This window comes from Nocardia sp. NPDC005366 (assembly GCF_040606855.1).
GTDB lineage: Bacteria > Actinomycetota > Actinomycetes > Mycobacteriales > Mycobacteriaceae > Nocardia.
The window spans coordinates 89,154-104,763 of record NZ_JBEXFQ010000020.1; the positions used below are offsets into that span (position 1 = coordinate 89,154).

Here is a 15,610-nt window from a genome sequence, read left to right on the forward strand (position 1 = left end):
CTACCGCGCTCGGTAGGCCGCCCGCTGGGCCGGGTCGAGATGTTCGGTGGCATAGCTGAGCGCGGTCCGGCCCATCACGGCGGCGTGGCTGTCGAGGAAGCCGGTGAGCAGATCGCGATCGATCCGCTTGCCGACCTCGCGCAGCATCCAGCCGAGCGCCTTCTGGATCAGATCGCGACGATCGGTCAGCAGTTGTTCGCCGAGCGCGAAGGTCGTCGTCGCGTCACCCGCCTTGATGAAGGCGAAGGTGCTCAGCAGCGCCACCCGCCGCTCCCAGAGCGAATCGGAGCGCGCGAGTTCGAACAACAGATCCCGCGGCCGGTCGAGCAACCAGGGGCCGAGGATATTCTCGGCGGAGACGTCGACCAGATCCCAGTTGTTCACCCGGCCCCGGTGGACGGCGTCGAGGTAGAGCCGGACCATCCGCTCCTGCGCGTCGATGTCGAGGGTGCGCGGCCCGGCCGCTTTCGCGAAGCGCGCGTTGAGGATGACCAGCGCCGCGAGCCGGTGCTCGTGCACCACACTGTCGAGGAGCGTGTCGATCTCACCGAGCGGCAGCGCCGCGAACTTTTTCGCGACGGCACGGGTCGCGGGCACCCGAACGCCGATGAACACATCGCCCTCGCCGTACTCGCCGATACCGGTTTTGAAGAAGCGCCGCAGCGCGATCGCGGCGGCGGGATCGGCCACCGCCGCCAGCGCCCGCGCCACCTCGGCGGCGGTCGGCGTCGTCTCGGTCATCGCGCATCACTCCCGCGGGCAGGTCAGAATTCGGCGCCGAGCACCCGTCCGGATTCGAAAGCCGCCGCTCCCGGCGGCAATTCACCCGAGCGACCGCTGTTCATCACCCGCACCGCCCCGCTGCCCGTCGCCGGTCGGCCCAGTGCGTCCATGCGCCGAATGGTCTGCGCGGCAACAGCTTGCGCGCTGTCGAAGAGTCGAACGCCCTCGGGCAGCGCCGCGAGGATGTCATCGATGACGAGCGGATAGTGGGTGCAGCCGAGCACCACGCCCTCGACGTCACCGGGCGTCTCGGCCGCGGCCGCCGCGATGGATTCCCTGGCGGCCAACAGATCTCCGCCGTCGATCGCGTCCGCGAGTCCGTGGCAGGCCACGCCGATCACCTTGGCCGCACCCCCGAATCGCGCGATCAGATCGGCCTGGTACCTGCTCGCGGTGGTGGCGGCGGTGGCCCAGACCGCCACCGAACTACAGACCGCCGCAGCGGGTTTGATCGCGGGCACGGTGCCGATGACCGGCACCCCCGGACCGACCTCGGCGCGCACGTGCTCCAGCGCGGTCACACTGGCCGTATTACATGGCAGCACGATCACCTCGGCGCCGTGGCGTAACGAGGTTCGCGCGGCCCCGACCACACGGTCGACCACCCACTGCTCGGGCTTCGGTCCCCACGGCGCGCCGTCGGGATCCAATTGCAGCAGCAGATCGACATCCGGCCGCAGCTTGCGCAACCATGCCGCCGTGGGCAGTAACCCCAATCCGGAATCAATGAGCGCGACGATCACACCGACCACCGTATTACAGGCCGTCGCGCGCCCCGACACGGCCGGAGCCACACACGCCGCACCCGAGGCCGCCGCCCGCGCCCGCGTCAGGTCGTCGGAGCGAGCAGGTCCGCCACGGGAGCGCCCGCGGCGATCTTGGCGCGGACCTTCATGACCCCGGCGGTCATTCCCGCGCCGACCACACCGGTGAGAGTGCCGTCCTGGGAGAAGTAGGCGAGGAATTTGCGGCCGTCATCGGTGACGATATCGACGTCATCGCCCGCCCCCGGGGTGCCGAGCGCCTGAATCTTGAGGTCGTACTGATCGCTCCAGAAGTACGGCACCCGTGCGATATTGGGCACTTCCACACCGAGCAACGCGCACGCGAGCAACTTGGCCTGCTCACCCGCGTTGGTCCAATGCTCGACCCGCTTACGCTGTCCGGTCTCGTGCAGCCACGCCGCGACATCGCCGAGCGCCCAGACGCCCTCGGCCGAGGTCCGTCCGACCTCGTCGGCGAGCACCCCGCCGCCCGCGGCCGGCTCGGCCAGTTCGATGCCGGAATCGGTGAGCCATTCGGTGGCCGGTCGTGAACCGACGCCGATGACCACCAGATCGGCGGCGATCTCGGTGCCATCGGACAGTCGCGCACCGCGCACCCGGCCCTCGTCGTCACCGAGCAGGGTATCCAGGCCGGTCCCGCAGCGCAGGTCGACGCCTTTCGCGCGGTGCAGCCTGGCGACCAGAGCGCCGATCTTCTCGCCGAGTACCGATGCCAACGGAGTCGGCTGTGGCTCGATGAGCACCACCTCGACACCGCTGTCGCGGAAACTCGAGGCCAGCTCGCAGCCGATGAATCCCGCACCGACCACGAGCGCGGTCCCGGCGTTCTTCAGCTCGTCGCGCAACGCGGCGGCGTCGGAATGGTCGCGCAGCACGTGCACGCCCTTCAGATCCGGCAGCCCCGGCAGTCGGCGCGGACGCAGACCCGTCGCGATGACGAGCTGGTCGTAATCGAGGGTGCTGCCGTCGGCCAGCGTCACCCGGCGGTTCGCGGTGTCCACACCGGTCGCCCCGGCGCCGAGCCGCACGTCGATGGCCTTCTCGTCGAAGAATTCGGCGGGCCGCAGCGTGGTGTCGTCGGTTTCGCCGCGCACGAACTGCTTCGACAGCGGCGGACGGTCGTACGGCAGGCGCGATTCCTCGCCGACGAGAACGAGTCCGCCCTCGTATCCGGCTCGGCGCAGTTCCTCTGCGGTGCGCAGGCCGGCGAGCCCGGCTCCGATAATCACGATCGGCGCGGTCATAGCGGCCATCCCTTCACCCAACTGTTACCGAGCACCATAACTCCCGCTCGGGAGGAAGTGGGTTACCAGCTCCCCCGTCACCGTGCGGGTGATGTCGCCGCCCAATCTTATCCAGGTCGGTATTGACCGGTCGGTCAATCAGGTCTATACCGAGGTCAGGACATATTTCGAAAGCCCGAGGAGGTAGCTCATGTTCACCGAGAACCGCGCACAGGACGGCCTCGCCGTCGTGCTCGGCGCCGTCGCCGCGCTGTCGCCCCTGTGGGTCGATACCAACAACCGCGCCATGTGGTCGCTGATCGTGCTCGGCGTACTCATCGCCCTGACGGGGTTGGCGCAGATCTATCGCCCCGCCATGAGTGCGCTGGACTACGCCATGGGCCTGTTCGGCGCGCTGCTGTTCCTGTCGCCGTGGGCGATGGACTTCACCGCCTACCGAGGCGCATCCTGGACCGCATGGGTCGTTGGGGTCGTGACGGTCGTGGTCGCCGTGGCGGCACTCCCCGCCATGTCCGCGCGGCTGCACCATACGGCGGCGCACCACTGATACGACCGACGCCGGTGCGACCCGGCAGTGAGAGGTAAGGCGCACCGCCGATGCACATGCCGGAACCGCGCCGAGCGGGCAGGCGTCGCCGTAGCGCGAAAGTCGACGGCGACGCCCGCCATCTCATCCTGGACGCCGCCGAAGAACTCTTCGCGGCCCAGGGCTTCGACGCGACCCCGACCGCCGCCATCGCCACCGCCGCGGGCGTGCCCAAGGGCTTGGTGTTCTACTACTTCCCCACCAAGGACTCGATCCTGTCCGCGCTGATGGACGAACGGGTGCCCGCCCACCCCATCGATGACATCAGCGCCGTCGTCGCGCCGGGCGATCCCGCGACGAGTCTGGTCAATCTCGACACCGCCCTGAATCTGCGCGCCCACCATTCCTCGGTGCTGCGGGTCATCATGTGGCGCGAGGCCGACACCCACCCGGACGTACGAAGGCGACTGCGCCGACTGCGCGATCAACTCCTCGACGTCACCGCCCGGGTACTCCAGGCCAGCGCCCCCGCACCCGTGCGGCCCGGCACCGTGCGCGCCTGCGCGGCCGCGTGGGTTTCGGCGATGTTCGCCATCGCCAGCACCGACCGGCTGCACGCGCTCGACGGCGTGCCGCTGCCGAGCGCCGACGAGGTCGTGAATGTCGCCCAGGTGGTCGCCGCGGGTATGACACAGCTGGGCTGAAATTCGCGCGTTCACGATTCCGGAGCCCGGTCCGTGGTAATCATCGCGTCGTGCAGATTCCGATATCCGATCGAAATCATGTATTCCGCGCCATCGGTGCGGCGCTCATCAGCAGCGCGACCGCGCTATCAATGCTCGGCCCCGGTAGCGCCGGAGCCGTTCCGCTCTATCCGGAACCCGATCCCGATCCCATCTACTCGGCCCCCGCCGATATCGCCGAGAAATCTCCGGGCGAGGTACTCGAAACCCGCGCGATGCCCCCGCTGCTGATATTTCCCGGCACCACGGTGACACTCGTCAAATTCCGTTCGACAAATTCGCGCGGACTTCCGATCGCGGCGGTGACGACGTTGCTCACCCCGCAATGGCGGACCCCCGGCGGCCCGCTGCTGTCCTACCAGCACATCATCAACGGCCTCGGCCCCCGATGCGCTGTCTCCCGGGTGCTCTACAGCCCCGATCCGAATTTGCAGGTCCGCGAGGCCGTCGCACTGAACGCGGTGCTGGCGCGGGGTTGGAGTGTCGCATTGCCCGACCACCTCGGTCCCACCTTCGCCTACGGGGCGGCACGCCTGGGCGGCCAGATCACGCTCGACGGGATCCGCGCCGCGCGCGCGGTGCCGGAATTGAATCTGCACAACAGCCCGGTCGCCATGGCCGGTTATTCCGGCGGCGGTATGGCGACGGCCTGGGCGGCAGCGCTGGCGCCGACCTACGCACCCGAACTCGACATAGTCGGAGCCGCGGCCGGTGGCATACCCGCGAATCTGGTGCGGATGGTCGAGGGGGTGAACACCAATCCACATCCGGCCTTCGGTTTGATCATGGCCGCCGCGATCGGACTCGAACGGGAATATCCCGATCGATTCCCCATCGGCGATTCGCTGAATGTCCAAGGGTTGCGGGCCAGAGAATCCCTGGCGAACGGATGCACCAACGAAATTCTCGCCGCCGGGGCCGGCCGCAGTGTGCATGATTTCGCCAGCAGTATGTCGCTCGTCACTGATCCCGAAGCTCGATCAGTCGTCGAGGAGAACAGTCTCGAATTATTCGACGGCGTGCCGAGAATCCCCATCTTCGAATGGCATTCGCCCTCCGATCCCTTGATTCCGGTCGACTCCATCATCAACACGAACCGGCGTTACTGCGACGCGGGCGTCCGACTCCAGGCGGAGCCGAGCATCGCATTCGAACATATGTCCGCTGCGATCCTCGGCTTGCCCGCGGCACTGGCCTGGGTCGACGCCCGCTTCCGCGGCGAACCGGCGCCGACGAACTGCTGACCCGCTCACCCGGCCTCGAGGAAATCCGCGACATCGCGGGCGAACCTGCGGTGCGTGATCGCGGCGATATGCCCGGCATTCGGGTAGATGATCAGGTGTGACCGCGGAATTCCGTCGGCCGTGCGGCGAAAGTTCGCGGTGGAATAGAACTCGTCGCGCTCACCGCCGATCACCAGCGTGGGCGCTTGGATCTCACCGAGGCGCGCCGAGAGGTCGAAGGCGTCCTCGGCGCGCACGAAGGCCAGGGTGTCCGCGGGATCGACGGGGCGGAGGAAGGGATCGGCCAGCCACATCGCCGCGGTCAACAACCGATCCCGCACCCGCGACGAATGCGGCGCCATATGGTGTAGCGCGCGCCGGCCGGCCGCCGCCGCTTCGGCATAACCGAGCTGATCGACACGCGCCTGCTCCTCCAACCGGTACCCCGCGGCCGCGATCACCAGCCTGCGCACGGACTCAGGGTGATCCACGGCCAGTTGCAGGCCGACCGAACCTCCCGAGGAGATGCCGAGCACATCCACCGGGCCGCCGAATTCCGATCGCAGCGCGTCCGCGTGCTGATCCGCGATATCGGCCATCGTGGTTCCCATGGCCATCCCGGGCGCGCGACTCACCGCATACACCCGGAAGCGCCGTGCCAGCCGCGCCAGCGTCTTGATCTCGGAGTTCCGTATCCATCCGGCCGGATTCGCGTGATCCGGGCTGAACCAGCGCAGGAAGACCAGCGGCCTGCCCGCGCCGAAGGCCACATAGGGCAGGCCGTGGGCGAGCGCGCCCTCGGTGACCGCGAATTCGACGTCGAGCTTGCTCATGTCCTCCATGGTCACCGAGATGGCGACATCGTGTGAGGTGAGATCGTCTATCGGCGAATATCGCGTCGGGGTCAGCGGGTCAGGCCGGCTGCCACAGCTCGACCCGATTGCCCTCGGGATCGGTGACCCAGCCGAATCGGCCGACACCCTCCATATCCTGGGTCTCTGTAGCCACGTCCGCTCCCTTGGCGCGCAGTTGCGCGAGCATCGCGTCCAGGTCGCGGACCCGGAAATTGATCATCGCCTGCTGGGCACGGGATCCGAAGTAGTCCGTCTCGGACTCGAACGTCGCGAACACCGTCAGCCCGGCTTCCTGACGCCACAGGCCATTCTCATCGGCGTCCAGGCCGAGGCACTCGCGATACCACGAGCCAAGGGCCACCGGGTCGGCGGCCCGCATGAAGTATCCGCCGATACCGAGCACACGTTCCATGGCGCTATCTTGCCAGGACGACGATCGGAACGGTGGCTCAGCGAGTCGTCGAAGGAGGAGAAAGGACTGACGCCCAGCGCGCTCGCGTTCAGCGCCGCGTGCGCGACGACGCACGGCCAGACACTGCCCGACTTCATCCGCAGCCAGCCGAGGACGAGACCGAACAGGACGCAGAACGCGAGGAACCGGGATCGCGCCTCATACTCCTTCGACGCGACAGATCGCCTTCCGGTTCCACCGATCTCGCTCATGCCAAGGCCCGGTGCGTTATCCCTCGAACGACGAAACGGCGTCGCCCCTTGCGGAGCGACGCCGTTCGACGATCAGAGATTCAGAGAATCACTTGATGATCTTGGTGACACGACCGGCACCGACGGTGCGGCCACCTTCGCGGATCGCGAAGCGCAGGCCCTCGTCCATGGCGACCGGCTGGATCAGCTTGACCAGCATCTCGGTGTTGTCGCCCGGCATGACCATCTCGGTGCCCTCGGGGAGGGTAACGACGCCGGTCACGTCCGTGGTGCGGAAGTAGAACTGCGGACGGTAGTTGTTGAAGAACGGGGTGTGGCGACCGCCCTCGTCCTTCGACAGGATGTACGCCTGGCCCTCGAACTCGGTGTGCGGGGTGGTGGTGCCCGGCTTCACGACGACCTGGCCGCGCTCGACATCTTCACGCTTGATGCCACGAACCAGCAGACCGACGTTGTCGCCCGCCTGGCCCTGGTCGAGCAGCTTGCGGAACATCTCGATACCGGTGACCGTGGTCTTGGTCTTGTCCGGACGGATGCCGACGATCTCGACTTCCTCGTTCACGTTGATGATGCCGCGCTCGACACGACCGGTGACGACGGTGCCACGACCGGTGATGGTGAACACGTCCTCGACCGGCATCAGGAACGGCTTCTCGGTGTCGCGAACCGGGTCCGGGATGGACTCGTCGACGGCGGCCATCAGTTCCAGAACCGACTCGGTCCACTTCGGGTCGCCCTCGAGCGCCTTCAGGCCCGACACGCGCACGACGGGGGCATCCTCGTCGAACTCCTGCGAAGCCAGCAGCTCGCGGACCTCCATCTCGACGAGCTCGAGGATTTCCTCGTCGTCGACCATGTCCGACTTGTTCAGCGCGACCAGGATGTAGGGCACGCCGACCTGACGGGCGAGCAGCACGTGCTCGCGGGTCTGCGGCATCGGGCCGTCGGTCGCGGCGACCACGAGGATGGCGCCGTCCATCTGCGCCGCACCGGTGATCATGTTCTTGATGTAGTCGGCGTGACCCGGGGCGTCGACGTGCGCGTAGTGGCGCTTCTCGGTCTGGTACTCGACGTGGGAGATGTTGATCGTGATACCACGAGCCTTCTCCTCCGGCGCCTTGTCGATCTGATCGAAGGCCGAGGCCTGGTTCAGATCCGGGTACTTGTCAGCCAGCACCTTGGTGATCGCTGCGGTCAGCGTGGTCTTGCCGTGGTCGACGTGACCGATGGTGCCGATGTTGACGTGCGGCTTCGTCCGCTCGAACTTCGCCTTCGCCACTGTGGTGTCCTCCTGGACTTGTTGGTGCGTGCATTTGCAGCAGTGCGTGGATCATCCCCGCGGGCGCGGGGATCGGGTGGTACTTGCGCCCGGTTGTCGGGGCCAAGTTTGCCACTAGAGCGCAAACCCAGCCCCGAACCTGTCTTTATTCGCCGGTCGCCTTGGCGATGATCTCCTTCGACACGTTGGCCGGAACCTCCGCGTACGAGTTGAACACCATGGAGTAGTTCGCCCGGCCCTGGGTCTTCGACCGCAGGTCACCGATGTAGCCGAACATCTCCGAGAGCGGAACCAGCGCCTTGACGACACGGGCACCACTGCGTTCCTCCATGGCCTGGATCTGGCCACGGCGGGAGTTGAGGTCGCCGATCACTTCGCCCATGTAGTCCTCGGGCGTGATGACCTCGACCGCCATGAGCGGCTCGAGAATCACCGGACCGGCCTTACGGGCCGCTTCCTTGAGAGCCTGCGAGCCGGCGATCTTGAACGCCATCTCCGAGGAGTCGACGTCGTGGTAAGCGCCGTCGAGCAGGGTCACCTTGAGGTTGACCAGCGGGTAGCCGGCGAGCACACCGTACTGCATGGCGTCCTGCGCACCGGCGTCCACCGAAGGGATGTACTCGCGCGGAACGCGACCACCCGAGACCTTGTTCTCGAATTCGTAGTGCGCACCGTCCTCGCCGACGAACGGCTCCAGGGCGATGATCACCTTCGCGAACTGACCCGAGCCACCCGTCTGCTTCTTATGGGTGAATTCGAGCTTCTCGACCTTCTTGGTGATGGTCTCGCGGTAGGCCACCTGCGGCTTGCCGACGTTGGCCTCGACCTTGAACTCGCGACGCATGCGGTCCACCAGGATGTCCAGGTGGAGCTCGCCCATGCCGCCGATGATGGTCTGACCGGTCTGGTCGTCCAGCTTCACCGAGAAGGTCGGATCCTCTTCGGCGAGACGCTGGATCGCGGTGCCCAGCTTCTCCTGGTCGGACTTGGTCTTCGGCTCGATGGAAACCTCGATGACCGGGTCCGGGAAGGTCATGGACTCCAGCACGATCTGGTTCTGCGGATCGCACAGGGTGTCGCCGGTCGTGGTGTCCTTCAGACCGATGACCGCGTAGATGTGGCCCGCCTGGGCCTCGCCTACCGGGTTCTCCTTGTTGGAGTGCATCTGGAACAGCTTGCCCAGACGCTCCTTCTTGCCCTTGGTCGAGTTGATGACCTGGGCGCCGGAGTCGACCTTGCCCGAGTACACGCGGACGTAGGTCAGCTTGCCGAAGAACGGGTGCACGGCGATCTTGAACGCCAACGCCGAGAACGGCGCGGTGACGCTCGCCTCGCGGTGGATGATCTCTTCTTCCTTACCCGGGACGTGACCGTCGGTGCCGCCGTCGTCCAGCGGCGTGGGCAGGTAGTCGATCACGGCGTCGAGCATGGGCTGCACGCCCTTGTTCTTGAACGCCGAGCCGCACAGGATCGGGTAGAGCTCGGAGTTGACCGTCATCTTGCGGATGGCGCCCTTGATCTCATCGATCGTGAGCTCCTCGCCGCCGAAGAACTTCTCGAGCAGCGCCTCATCCGATTCGGCGACGGTCTCCAGCAGTTCCTGACGGTACTGCTCGGCCCGCTCCTTGAGATCGGCCGGAATTTCCTCGACCTCGTACTTCTCGCCGAGCTTGGTCTCGCCCTTCCAGACCTTCGCGTTCATCTCGACCAGGTCGACGATGCCCTCGAAGGTGTCCTCCGCGCCGATCGGCAGCTGGAGAACCAGCGGCTTGGCGCCGAGACGATCCTTGATGGTCTGCACGGTGAAGTAGAAGTCGGCACCGAGCTTGTCCATCTTGTTGACGAAGCAGATACGCGGCACGTCGTACTTGTCGGCCTGACGCCACACCTGCTCCGACTGGGGCTCGACGCCTTCTTTACCGTCGAATACCGCGACCGCGCCATCGAGCACGCGCAGCGACCGCTCCACCTCGACGGTGAAGTCGACGTGCCCGGGGGTGTCGATGATGTTGATCTGGTTGTCGTTCCAGTAGCAGGTGGTGGCGGCGGAGGTGATGGTGATGCCACGCTCCTGCTCCTGCTCCATCCAGTCCATGGTGGCCGCGCCGTCATGGACCTCACCGATCTTGTAGGTGATGCCGGTGTAGAAGAGGATGCGTTCGGTAGTGGTGGTCTTACCGGCATCGATGTGGGCCATGATGCCGATGTTGCGGACCTTGTTCAGGTCGGTGAGCACGTCCTGTGCCACGGAAATCTTCCCCGCTCTGCTTGTCGTAGATCAGCTAGTTGGGATCTTCGGGTACGAGACCCTGTCGGGTCATCGCTATGTCAACGCCGGAAGCGACACCTGGGTGCCCCGCCCGACTGTATCGACCAGGCAGATCCGGGAGGCCCTACGTGGTGGCGACTGGCTGCCGCCGCCGGGCCCCGACCGGTCCTGCCGTGTGCCTTCCGGCGCCGACACGAGCGACGGGCCGGGAGGGCATCACCAGCGGTAGTGCGCGAAGGCCCGGTTCGACTCGGCCATCTTGTGGGTGTCCTCGCGACGCTTGACCGAAGCGCCGAGGCCGTTGCTGGCATCGAGCAGTTCGTTGGCCAGACGCTCGACCATGGTTTTCTCACGGCGAGCCCGCGAGTAGTTGACCAGCCAGCGCAGCGCGAGGGTGTTGGAGCGGCCGGGACGAACCTCGACCGGCACCTGGTAGGTGGCGCCACCGACGCGGCGCGGCTTGACCTCGAGGGCGGGCTTGACGTTGTCCAGCGCGCGCTTGAGGGTGACGACCGGATCGGTGCCGGTCTTCTCGCGAGCCTGCTCCAGCGCGCCGTAGACGATGCGCTCGGCGGTGGACTTCTTGCCGTCCAGCAGGATCTTGTTGACCAGCTGAGTGACCAGCGGCGACCCGTAGACCGGGTCGTTGATCAGCGGACGCTTGGGTGCGGGGCCCTTGCGTGGCATATCAGCTCTTCTCCTTCTTGGCGCCGTAACGGCTGCGGGCCTGCTTGCGGTTCTTCACACCCTGGGTGTCGAGAGAGCCACGGATGATCTTGTAGCGGACACCGGGGAGGTCCTTCACACGACCGCCGCGCACGAGCACCATCGAGTGCTCCTGCAGGTTGTGGCCCTCACCCGGGATGTACGCCGTGACCTCGACCGCGCTGGTCAGGCGAACACGCGCGACCTTGCGCAGCGCGGAGTTCGGCTTCTTCGGGGTCGTGGTGTACACGCGGGTGCACACGCCACGACGCTGCGGACTCCCCTTGAGGGCCGCGGTCTTGGTCTTGGAGACCTTGTCGCGACGACCCTTGCGGACCAGCTGGTTGATGGTTGGCATAGACCGGCTTTCCTTATTAGTAACGCGGTGTCTGGAACTTCATGTCTGTTCAGTTGGCGGCGTTCCCGGGTTCCTCGGGCACGCGCCTCCGGGACCAACGTTCATTCCGCTTTCATCGAGCCTTCACTCGCACGTCCGACCACGTTTCTCGCGTCCCGAGGTCGGGCGTGTCGTGCGCCGGACATGTCCCGGAATCCGGGCATGCCGGAGAGGTCGGCCGCTTTCGCTGGCTTACGTCAGAGCACGAATTTGCCCGCAAGGTTCCGGGCACAGCGATCCACGATACCCGTGGTCCCTCTACAGGGTCAAAGCGGGGTAGGCAACCGACACGCCTACCTGGCCAGATTCAAGGTCAGCTCGACCAGCTTCTTGGCCGCGGCGCACGGATCCGGGTGGGTGGAACCCGCCCGATAGTTGATCCACCAGCCGACGACACCGGTATCGGCGGCGCTGGCGCTGACACCGCAGGAATCGGGATCGTTGGGCCGCCGCGTCTCCAGACCACGTCTGCCCTGCACGGTGATATTCCCCGTGGTGTAGCCGAGCTTATCGTTAGTGGTCTTCTCGTTGTTCAGCGAGCCGATCTCGTACCAGTTCAGCGTGACCATCGCGTTGCCGCCCGGTGCGTCCTCCACGTCCCACATGCAGACCGCGCCGTTGAACGAGCCGTCGACATACTTGGCGTCGCCGACCGCCTCGCCGATCTTCTCCGGCTCCACCACTTCGCATTCGCGCAGCAGTTTGTCGAAGTTGGTGTTCACCGACTGGCTGCCGCCCGCCGGGTAGGCGGTACCCGAAATGGTCTGACCGCAGCCCGCCGCGGTGGCGGCCAGCGCCAGCGCGATCACCGCGATACCCGTCCGCCGAATGCCGATCCGTGCCCCGCTCAATTCCGCACCCCTCATTTCAGCCGCTGCACGGTCAGCTCAGCCAGTTTGTAGGTCTTGTCACACGGATTGCCCCTCGCCTCGAAAATCCCGTACGACATGGACCATTCGAAGAAATCGTCATCGAGCTGAATCGCCAGATCGCAGACCGACCCGCTCGGGTCGAGCGCGCGCCATCCCTTGTGACCGCCGACCTCGATGGCGTCCGGCGCCCGGCCGACGCTGGTCACCCAGGCCTTCTCCCGGTCGATGGGACTGCCCCGGTAGGAGGCGAAGGTGACACTCGGCGAGGACAGCCCGGCGGATTGCCAGTTGCAGCCGGTCGAATTCTTGAAAACCCGCGAGATCTGGGCGAGCCCGGCGACATCGCGCACCTCGTCGTCGCTGACATGTCCGCATTCCCCCACGAACGGGCCGAGCGAGGCCACCTTCGGCGGCGGGCGCAGCGGGGCGGAATCGCCCGAATCGCCATCCGAGCCGCAGGCCGACAGCACCAGCGTCAGGGCCATTCCGGTGAGGAGCGCCGACGAGATCCGCATGCCGTGAACTCTACTGTGTTCGGCGCGACCGCCGCCGTGGCGCGATGACGACGCCGGGCCCGACGAGCGCCTCGGTGCTCACGGTGTGCGCCGACGGTGCTGGTGACGAGGTGCAGCCTGCGTCGCTCGTGGTCGAGCAATGTCGGGACGAGCAGGGTCGACATCCCGATATCGACGGCGACGCCGTCGCGCGAGGGCCGGTCCCCGACCATCAGGGTGCATTCGGGGCCGGTGCCGAGTTCCTCGAGCGCCAGGTGGAATATGGCCGGATCCGGTTTCTGGATGCCGTGCTCGCACGACAGCACGAAGGCGTCGACGGAGTCGAGCAGTCGCGCCCGCTCGAAGACGGGGCGGATATCGAAGTGGATATTGCTGAGAACGCCGATCTTGCAGCCGCGTTTCGCGAGGGATGCGAACGTTTCCGCGGCATCGACCGCGAACCGGTTGTAGGCCGGATCCGATTCCACCGCCCAGAGTTCGTCGGCGAGTTCGGAATCGAGGCCGGCCGCGGTGAACACCCCGTAATAGGTGTCGCGGTGCCGCTCGGCACTGGTGTTGCCCTGCGGCGATCGCATTCGTCTCAGCGACTCGGGCGTTTGGATGGCCCGCAGCACCGTGGTGACGGCGTGGTCGTCGTAGTCGCGACCTACCCGGCGCAGGGCCTCGCGAACCCAGCCCACCGGCGTGAGTTCGGAAACGAGTGTGCCTCGCCAGTCGAAGACGACAGCTCGAATGTCGTGAGCGCGTGAACCATTGGATGTGGGCATGATGGCGTGAACACTACGAGCGCAGCGCACGGGAACCGGAATCAGGACCGCCGCACAACCGCACTCGGGTTGGAATACCGACCCGAACCGCTGCCTACTACAGGTTTCCCCGCGCGTCCTGTTCTCGTTCGATCGCCTCGAACAGCGCCTTGAAATTGCCCTTGCCGAAACCGAGCGAGCCGTGCCGCTCGATCAATTCGAAGAAGACGGTGGGCCGATCGCCAAGAGGTTTGGTGAATATCTGGAGCAGGTAGCCGTCCTCGTCCCGGTCGACGAGGATGCCACGCCGACGCAGCTCCGCGACGGGGACACGGACACGGCCGATGCGGGCGCGTAATCCCGGATCGGAATAGTAGGCGTCGGGCGTCTCGAGGAATTCGACGCCTTCGCGCCGCAACGCGTCGACGCAGGCCAGGATGTCGCCGGTGGCGAGGGCTATGTGCTGGACGCCGGGGCCGCGATAGAACTCCAGATATTCGTCGATCTGCGATCGCCTCCTGGCGACCGCGGGCTCGTTGAGCGGGAATTTCACCCGGTGATTGCCATTCGCCACGACCTTGCTCATCAGCGCCGAATACTCCGTGGCGATATCGTCGCCCACGAATTCGGCCATATTCGTGAAGCCCATGACGCGGCGGTAGAACTCCACCCAGCGATCCATCATGCCGAGTTCGACATTGCCGACCACGTGATCGATGGCCTGGAACAGCCGAGCCGGACGGCCCTCGCGCGGCTCGTAGCCGGAACCGCGCGTCACATATCCCGGCAGGTACGGCCCGTGGTAGCCGGAGCGATCGACCAGCGTATGCCGGGTCTCGCCATAGGTCGCCAGGGCAGCCAGACGCACGGAGCCGAATTCGTCACTCTCCTCGTGCGGGTCGACCAGGATCGTGGCGCCGTGCCCGCGTGCCCACTCGACGCACCGGTCCACATCCGGCACCTCCAGCGCGATATCGACGATGCCGTCACCGTGTCGATCGTGATGGGCGATCAGCGCGCTGCCGGGGTCGACCGCGCCCTTCACGACGAAGCGCGCCGCACCGCTGCGCAGCACGAATGCCCTGTGGTCGCGATTGCCGGTCTCGGGCCCCGAGTACGCCACCATTCGCATACCGAAGGCGGATTGCAGGAAATGCGCGGTCTGGGTGGCGTTGCCGACAACCCAGACCAGGGCGTCCCAGCCGATGACGGGAAACGGGTCGACGCTGTCGTCGTGGTCGATCAGACCGACGAGTCCACGCAGCTCACCGTCGGAGGGCAGCTGTTCGATGGTCATGCAACCAAGCAAATCGCTGTCGCCCACTGGTAGGCAACCGCATCTAATTTCGGTAGACACTGTGGCGAATTCGCCTAGCAAGACGGCGCTGATGCTGGACAATTTGAATAGCATGGGCCGGACCGCCAGCAACCGCGCCCCTCGCCGATAGGGAGGCCGTCATGTCCCGCACGCAGGCGAAGTTGGATGAGCTCGACCTCGCGATCCTCACCGCGATGCACGAGTACCAGAAGGCGGGAATCCTGGAGTTGTCGCGTCGCACGAAGGTCGCACGGGCCACCGTGCAATCCCGGATCGGCCGGATGGAGGAATCGGGCGTCATCGCCTCCTATGATCCGCAGATCGATGTCACCGCAGCGGGTTTCGACGTCCAGGCATTCGTCACCCTGGAGATCGCGCAGGGCGCGCTCGACCTGGTCGCGGCCGAATTGGATGCCATCGCCGGGGTGCTGGAGGCGTATGCGACCACCGGCTCGGGTGACGTCCTGTGCCGGATCGGCGCGGATTCCCACGCCGGATTGCAGACTGTGCTGCTCAGTATCGATCGCACCAGTTCTGTGGTGCGATCGCACAGCGTCATCGTGCTGTCCACGGTGGTGCCGCGGCGTTCGCTGCCGTTGTTGCGGACCCTCGCGCCGACTCACGGCAGTAAGGCGCCCGCTTATCGGGCAGTGTCCGCCCAGGCCGAGTAGCCCCGGCCTGGGCGGAC

18 protein-coding genes are annotated in these 15,610 nt (G+C 66.2%); 4 read left to right on the forward strand and 14 right to left on the reverse strand.

Going from position 1 to position 15,610, the window contains the following annotated elements; genetic code table 11:
- The 3 genes from ABZS43_RS22620 to ABZS43_RS22630 form a co-directional block, all read right to left on the reverse strand.
- Positions 1-741, reverse strand: coding sequence for a DNA alkylation repair protein (locus ABZS43_RS22620; protein WP_355037920.1), 741 nt, complete (start codon positions 739-741; stop codon positions 1-3).
- A gap of 23 nt (positions 742-764) precedes the next feature.
- Positions 765-1,526, reverse strand: coding sequence for an aspartate/glutamate racemase family protein (locus tag ABZS43_RS22625; protein WP_355037972.1), 762 nt, complete (start codon positions 1,524-1,526; stop codon positions 765-767).
- Positions 1,527-1,612: 86 nt separating this feature from the next.
- Positions 1,613-2,812: an FAD/NAD(P)-binding oxidoreductase gene (locus ABZS43_RS22630; RefSeq protein ID WP_355037921.1), complete on the reverse strand. Its 1,200-nt coding sequence runs from the start codon at positions 2,810-2,812 to the stop codon at positions 1,613-1,615.
- Between the two features lie 190 nt (positions 2,813-3,002).
- On the opposite strand from ABZS43_RS22630, the gene ABZS43_RS22635 reads away from it, so the two are divergent.
- The 3 genes from ABZS43_RS22635 to ABZS43_RS22645 all read left to right on the forward strand — a co-directional run bounded on the left by ABZS43_RS22635 (position 3,003) and on the right by ABZS43_RS22645 (position 5,325).
- Positions 3,003-3,359 carry an SPW repeat protein gene (locus ABZS43_RS22635; protein ID WP_355037922.1) on the forward strand — a complete coding sequence of 119 codons (357 nt, stop codon included), beginning with the start codon at positions 3,003-3,005 and terminating at the stop codon, positions 3,357-3,359.
- 50 nt (positions 3,360-3,409) lie between these two features.
- Positions 3,410-4,042: a helix-turn-helix domain-containing protein gene (locus ABZS43_RS22640; RefSeq protein ID WP_355037923.1), complete on the forward strand. Its 633-nt coding sequence runs from the start codon at positions 3,410-3,412 to the stop codon at positions 4,040-4,042.
- 131 nt (positions 4,043-4,173) lie between these two features.
- Complete coding sequence (locus tag ABZS43_RS22645) at positions 4,174-5,325, forward strand: lipase family protein (RefSeq protein WP_355037973.1); 1,152 nt, start codon at positions 4,174-4,176, stop codon at positions 5,323-5,325.
- Between the two features lie 5 nt (positions 5,326-5,330).
- Here ABZS43_RS22645 and ABZS43_RS22650 read toward each other — a convergent pair whose 3' ends face one another.
- The 11 genes from ABZS43_RS22650 to hppD all read right to left on the reverse strand — a co-directional run bounded on the left by ABZS43_RS22650 (position 5,331) and on the right by hppD (position 14,901).
- Positions 5,331-6,137 carry an alpha/beta hydrolase gene (locus ABZS43_RS22650; protein ID WP_355037924.1) on the reverse strand — a complete coding sequence of 269 codons (807 nt, stop codon included), beginning with the start codon at positions 6,135-6,137 and terminating at the stop codon, positions 5,331-5,333.
- Between the two features lie 79 nt (positions 6,138-6,216).
- A complete protein-coding gene (locus tag ABZS43_RS22655) occupies positions 6,217-6,537 on the reverse strand; it encodes a VOC family protein (protein ID WP_355037925.1) in 321 nt (106 codons plus the stop codon).
- Positions 6,438-6,821 (reverse strand): CPBP family intramembrane glutamic endopeptidase, encoded by a 384-nt coding sequence (locus ABZS43_RS22660; protein WP_355037926.1) that lies wholly within the window; start codon positions 6,819-6,821, stop codon positions 6,438-6,440. Before ABZS43_RS22660 ends, ABZS43_RS22655 begins: the two co-directional genes overlap by 100 nt.
- 88 nt (positions 6,822-6,909) lie before the next feature.
- Positions 6,910-8,100: an elongation factor Tu gene (tuf, locus tag ABZS43_RS22665; protein ID WP_355037927.1), complete on the reverse strand. Its 1,191-nt coding sequence runs from the start codon at positions 8,098-8,100 to the stop codon at positions 6,910-6,912.
- A 145-nt stretch (positions 8,101-8,245) separates the two neighbouring features.
- Positions 8,246-10,348: an elongation factor G gene (gene fusA, locus ABZS43_RS22670; RefSeq protein WP_355037928.1), complete on the reverse strand. Its 2,103-nt coding sequence runs from the start codon at positions 10,346-10,348 to the stop codon at positions 8,246-8,248.
- 237 nt (positions 10,349-10,585) lie between these two features.
- Complete coding sequence (rpsG, locus tag ABZS43_RS22675; RefSeq protein WP_040739280.1) at positions 10,586-11,056, reverse strand: 30S ribosomal protein S7; 471 nt, start codon at positions 11,054-11,056, stop codon at positions 10,586-10,588.
- 1 nt (position 11,057) lies between these two features.
- Positions 11,058-11,432: a 30S ribosomal protein S12 gene (rpsL, locus tag ABZS43_RS22680; protein ID WP_019049359.1), complete on the reverse strand. Its 375-nt coding sequence runs from the start codon at positions 11,430-11,432 to the stop codon at positions 11,058-11,060.
- A 332-nt stretch (positions 11,433-11,764) separates the two neighbouring features.
- Entirely contained in the window at positions 11,765-12,322 is a 558-nt protein-coding gene (locus ABZS43_RS22685) for a DUF3558 domain-containing protein (RefSeq protein WP_355037929.1), read from the reverse strand.
- Between the two features lie 11 nt (positions 12,323-12,333).
- Positions 12,334-12,858 carry a DUF3558 domain-containing protein gene (locus tag ABZS43_RS22690; RefSeq protein WP_355037930.1) on the reverse strand — a complete coding sequence of 175 codons (525 nt, stop codon included), beginning with the start codon at positions 12,856-12,858 and terminating at the stop codon, positions 12,334-12,336.
- Complete coding sequence (locus ABZS43_RS22695; RefSeq protein WP_355037931.1) at positions 12,819-13,625, reverse strand: HAD family hydrolase; 807 nt, start codon at positions 13,623-13,625, stop codon at positions 12,819-12,821. The genes ABZS43_RS22690 and ABZS43_RS22695 overlap by 40 nt, the downstream gene beginning before the upstream one ends.
- A gap of 97 nt (positions 13,626-13,722) precedes the next feature.
- Complete coding sequence (gene hppD, locus ABZS43_RS22700) at positions 13,723-14,901, reverse strand: 4-hydroxyphenylpyruvate dioxygenase (protein WP_355037932.1); 1,179 nt, start codon at positions 14,899-14,901, stop codon at positions 13,723-13,725.
- 161 nt (positions 14,902-15,062) lie between these two features.
- Between hppD and ABZS43_RS22705 the strand changes: the two genes are divergently transcribed.
- A complete protein-coding gene (locus ABZS43_RS22705; RefSeq protein ID WP_355037933.1) occupies positions 15,063-15,593 on the forward strand; it encodes an Lrp/AsnC ligand binding domain-containing protein in 531 nt (176 codons plus the stop codon).
- Positions 15,594-15,610: the final 17 nt, after the last annotated feature.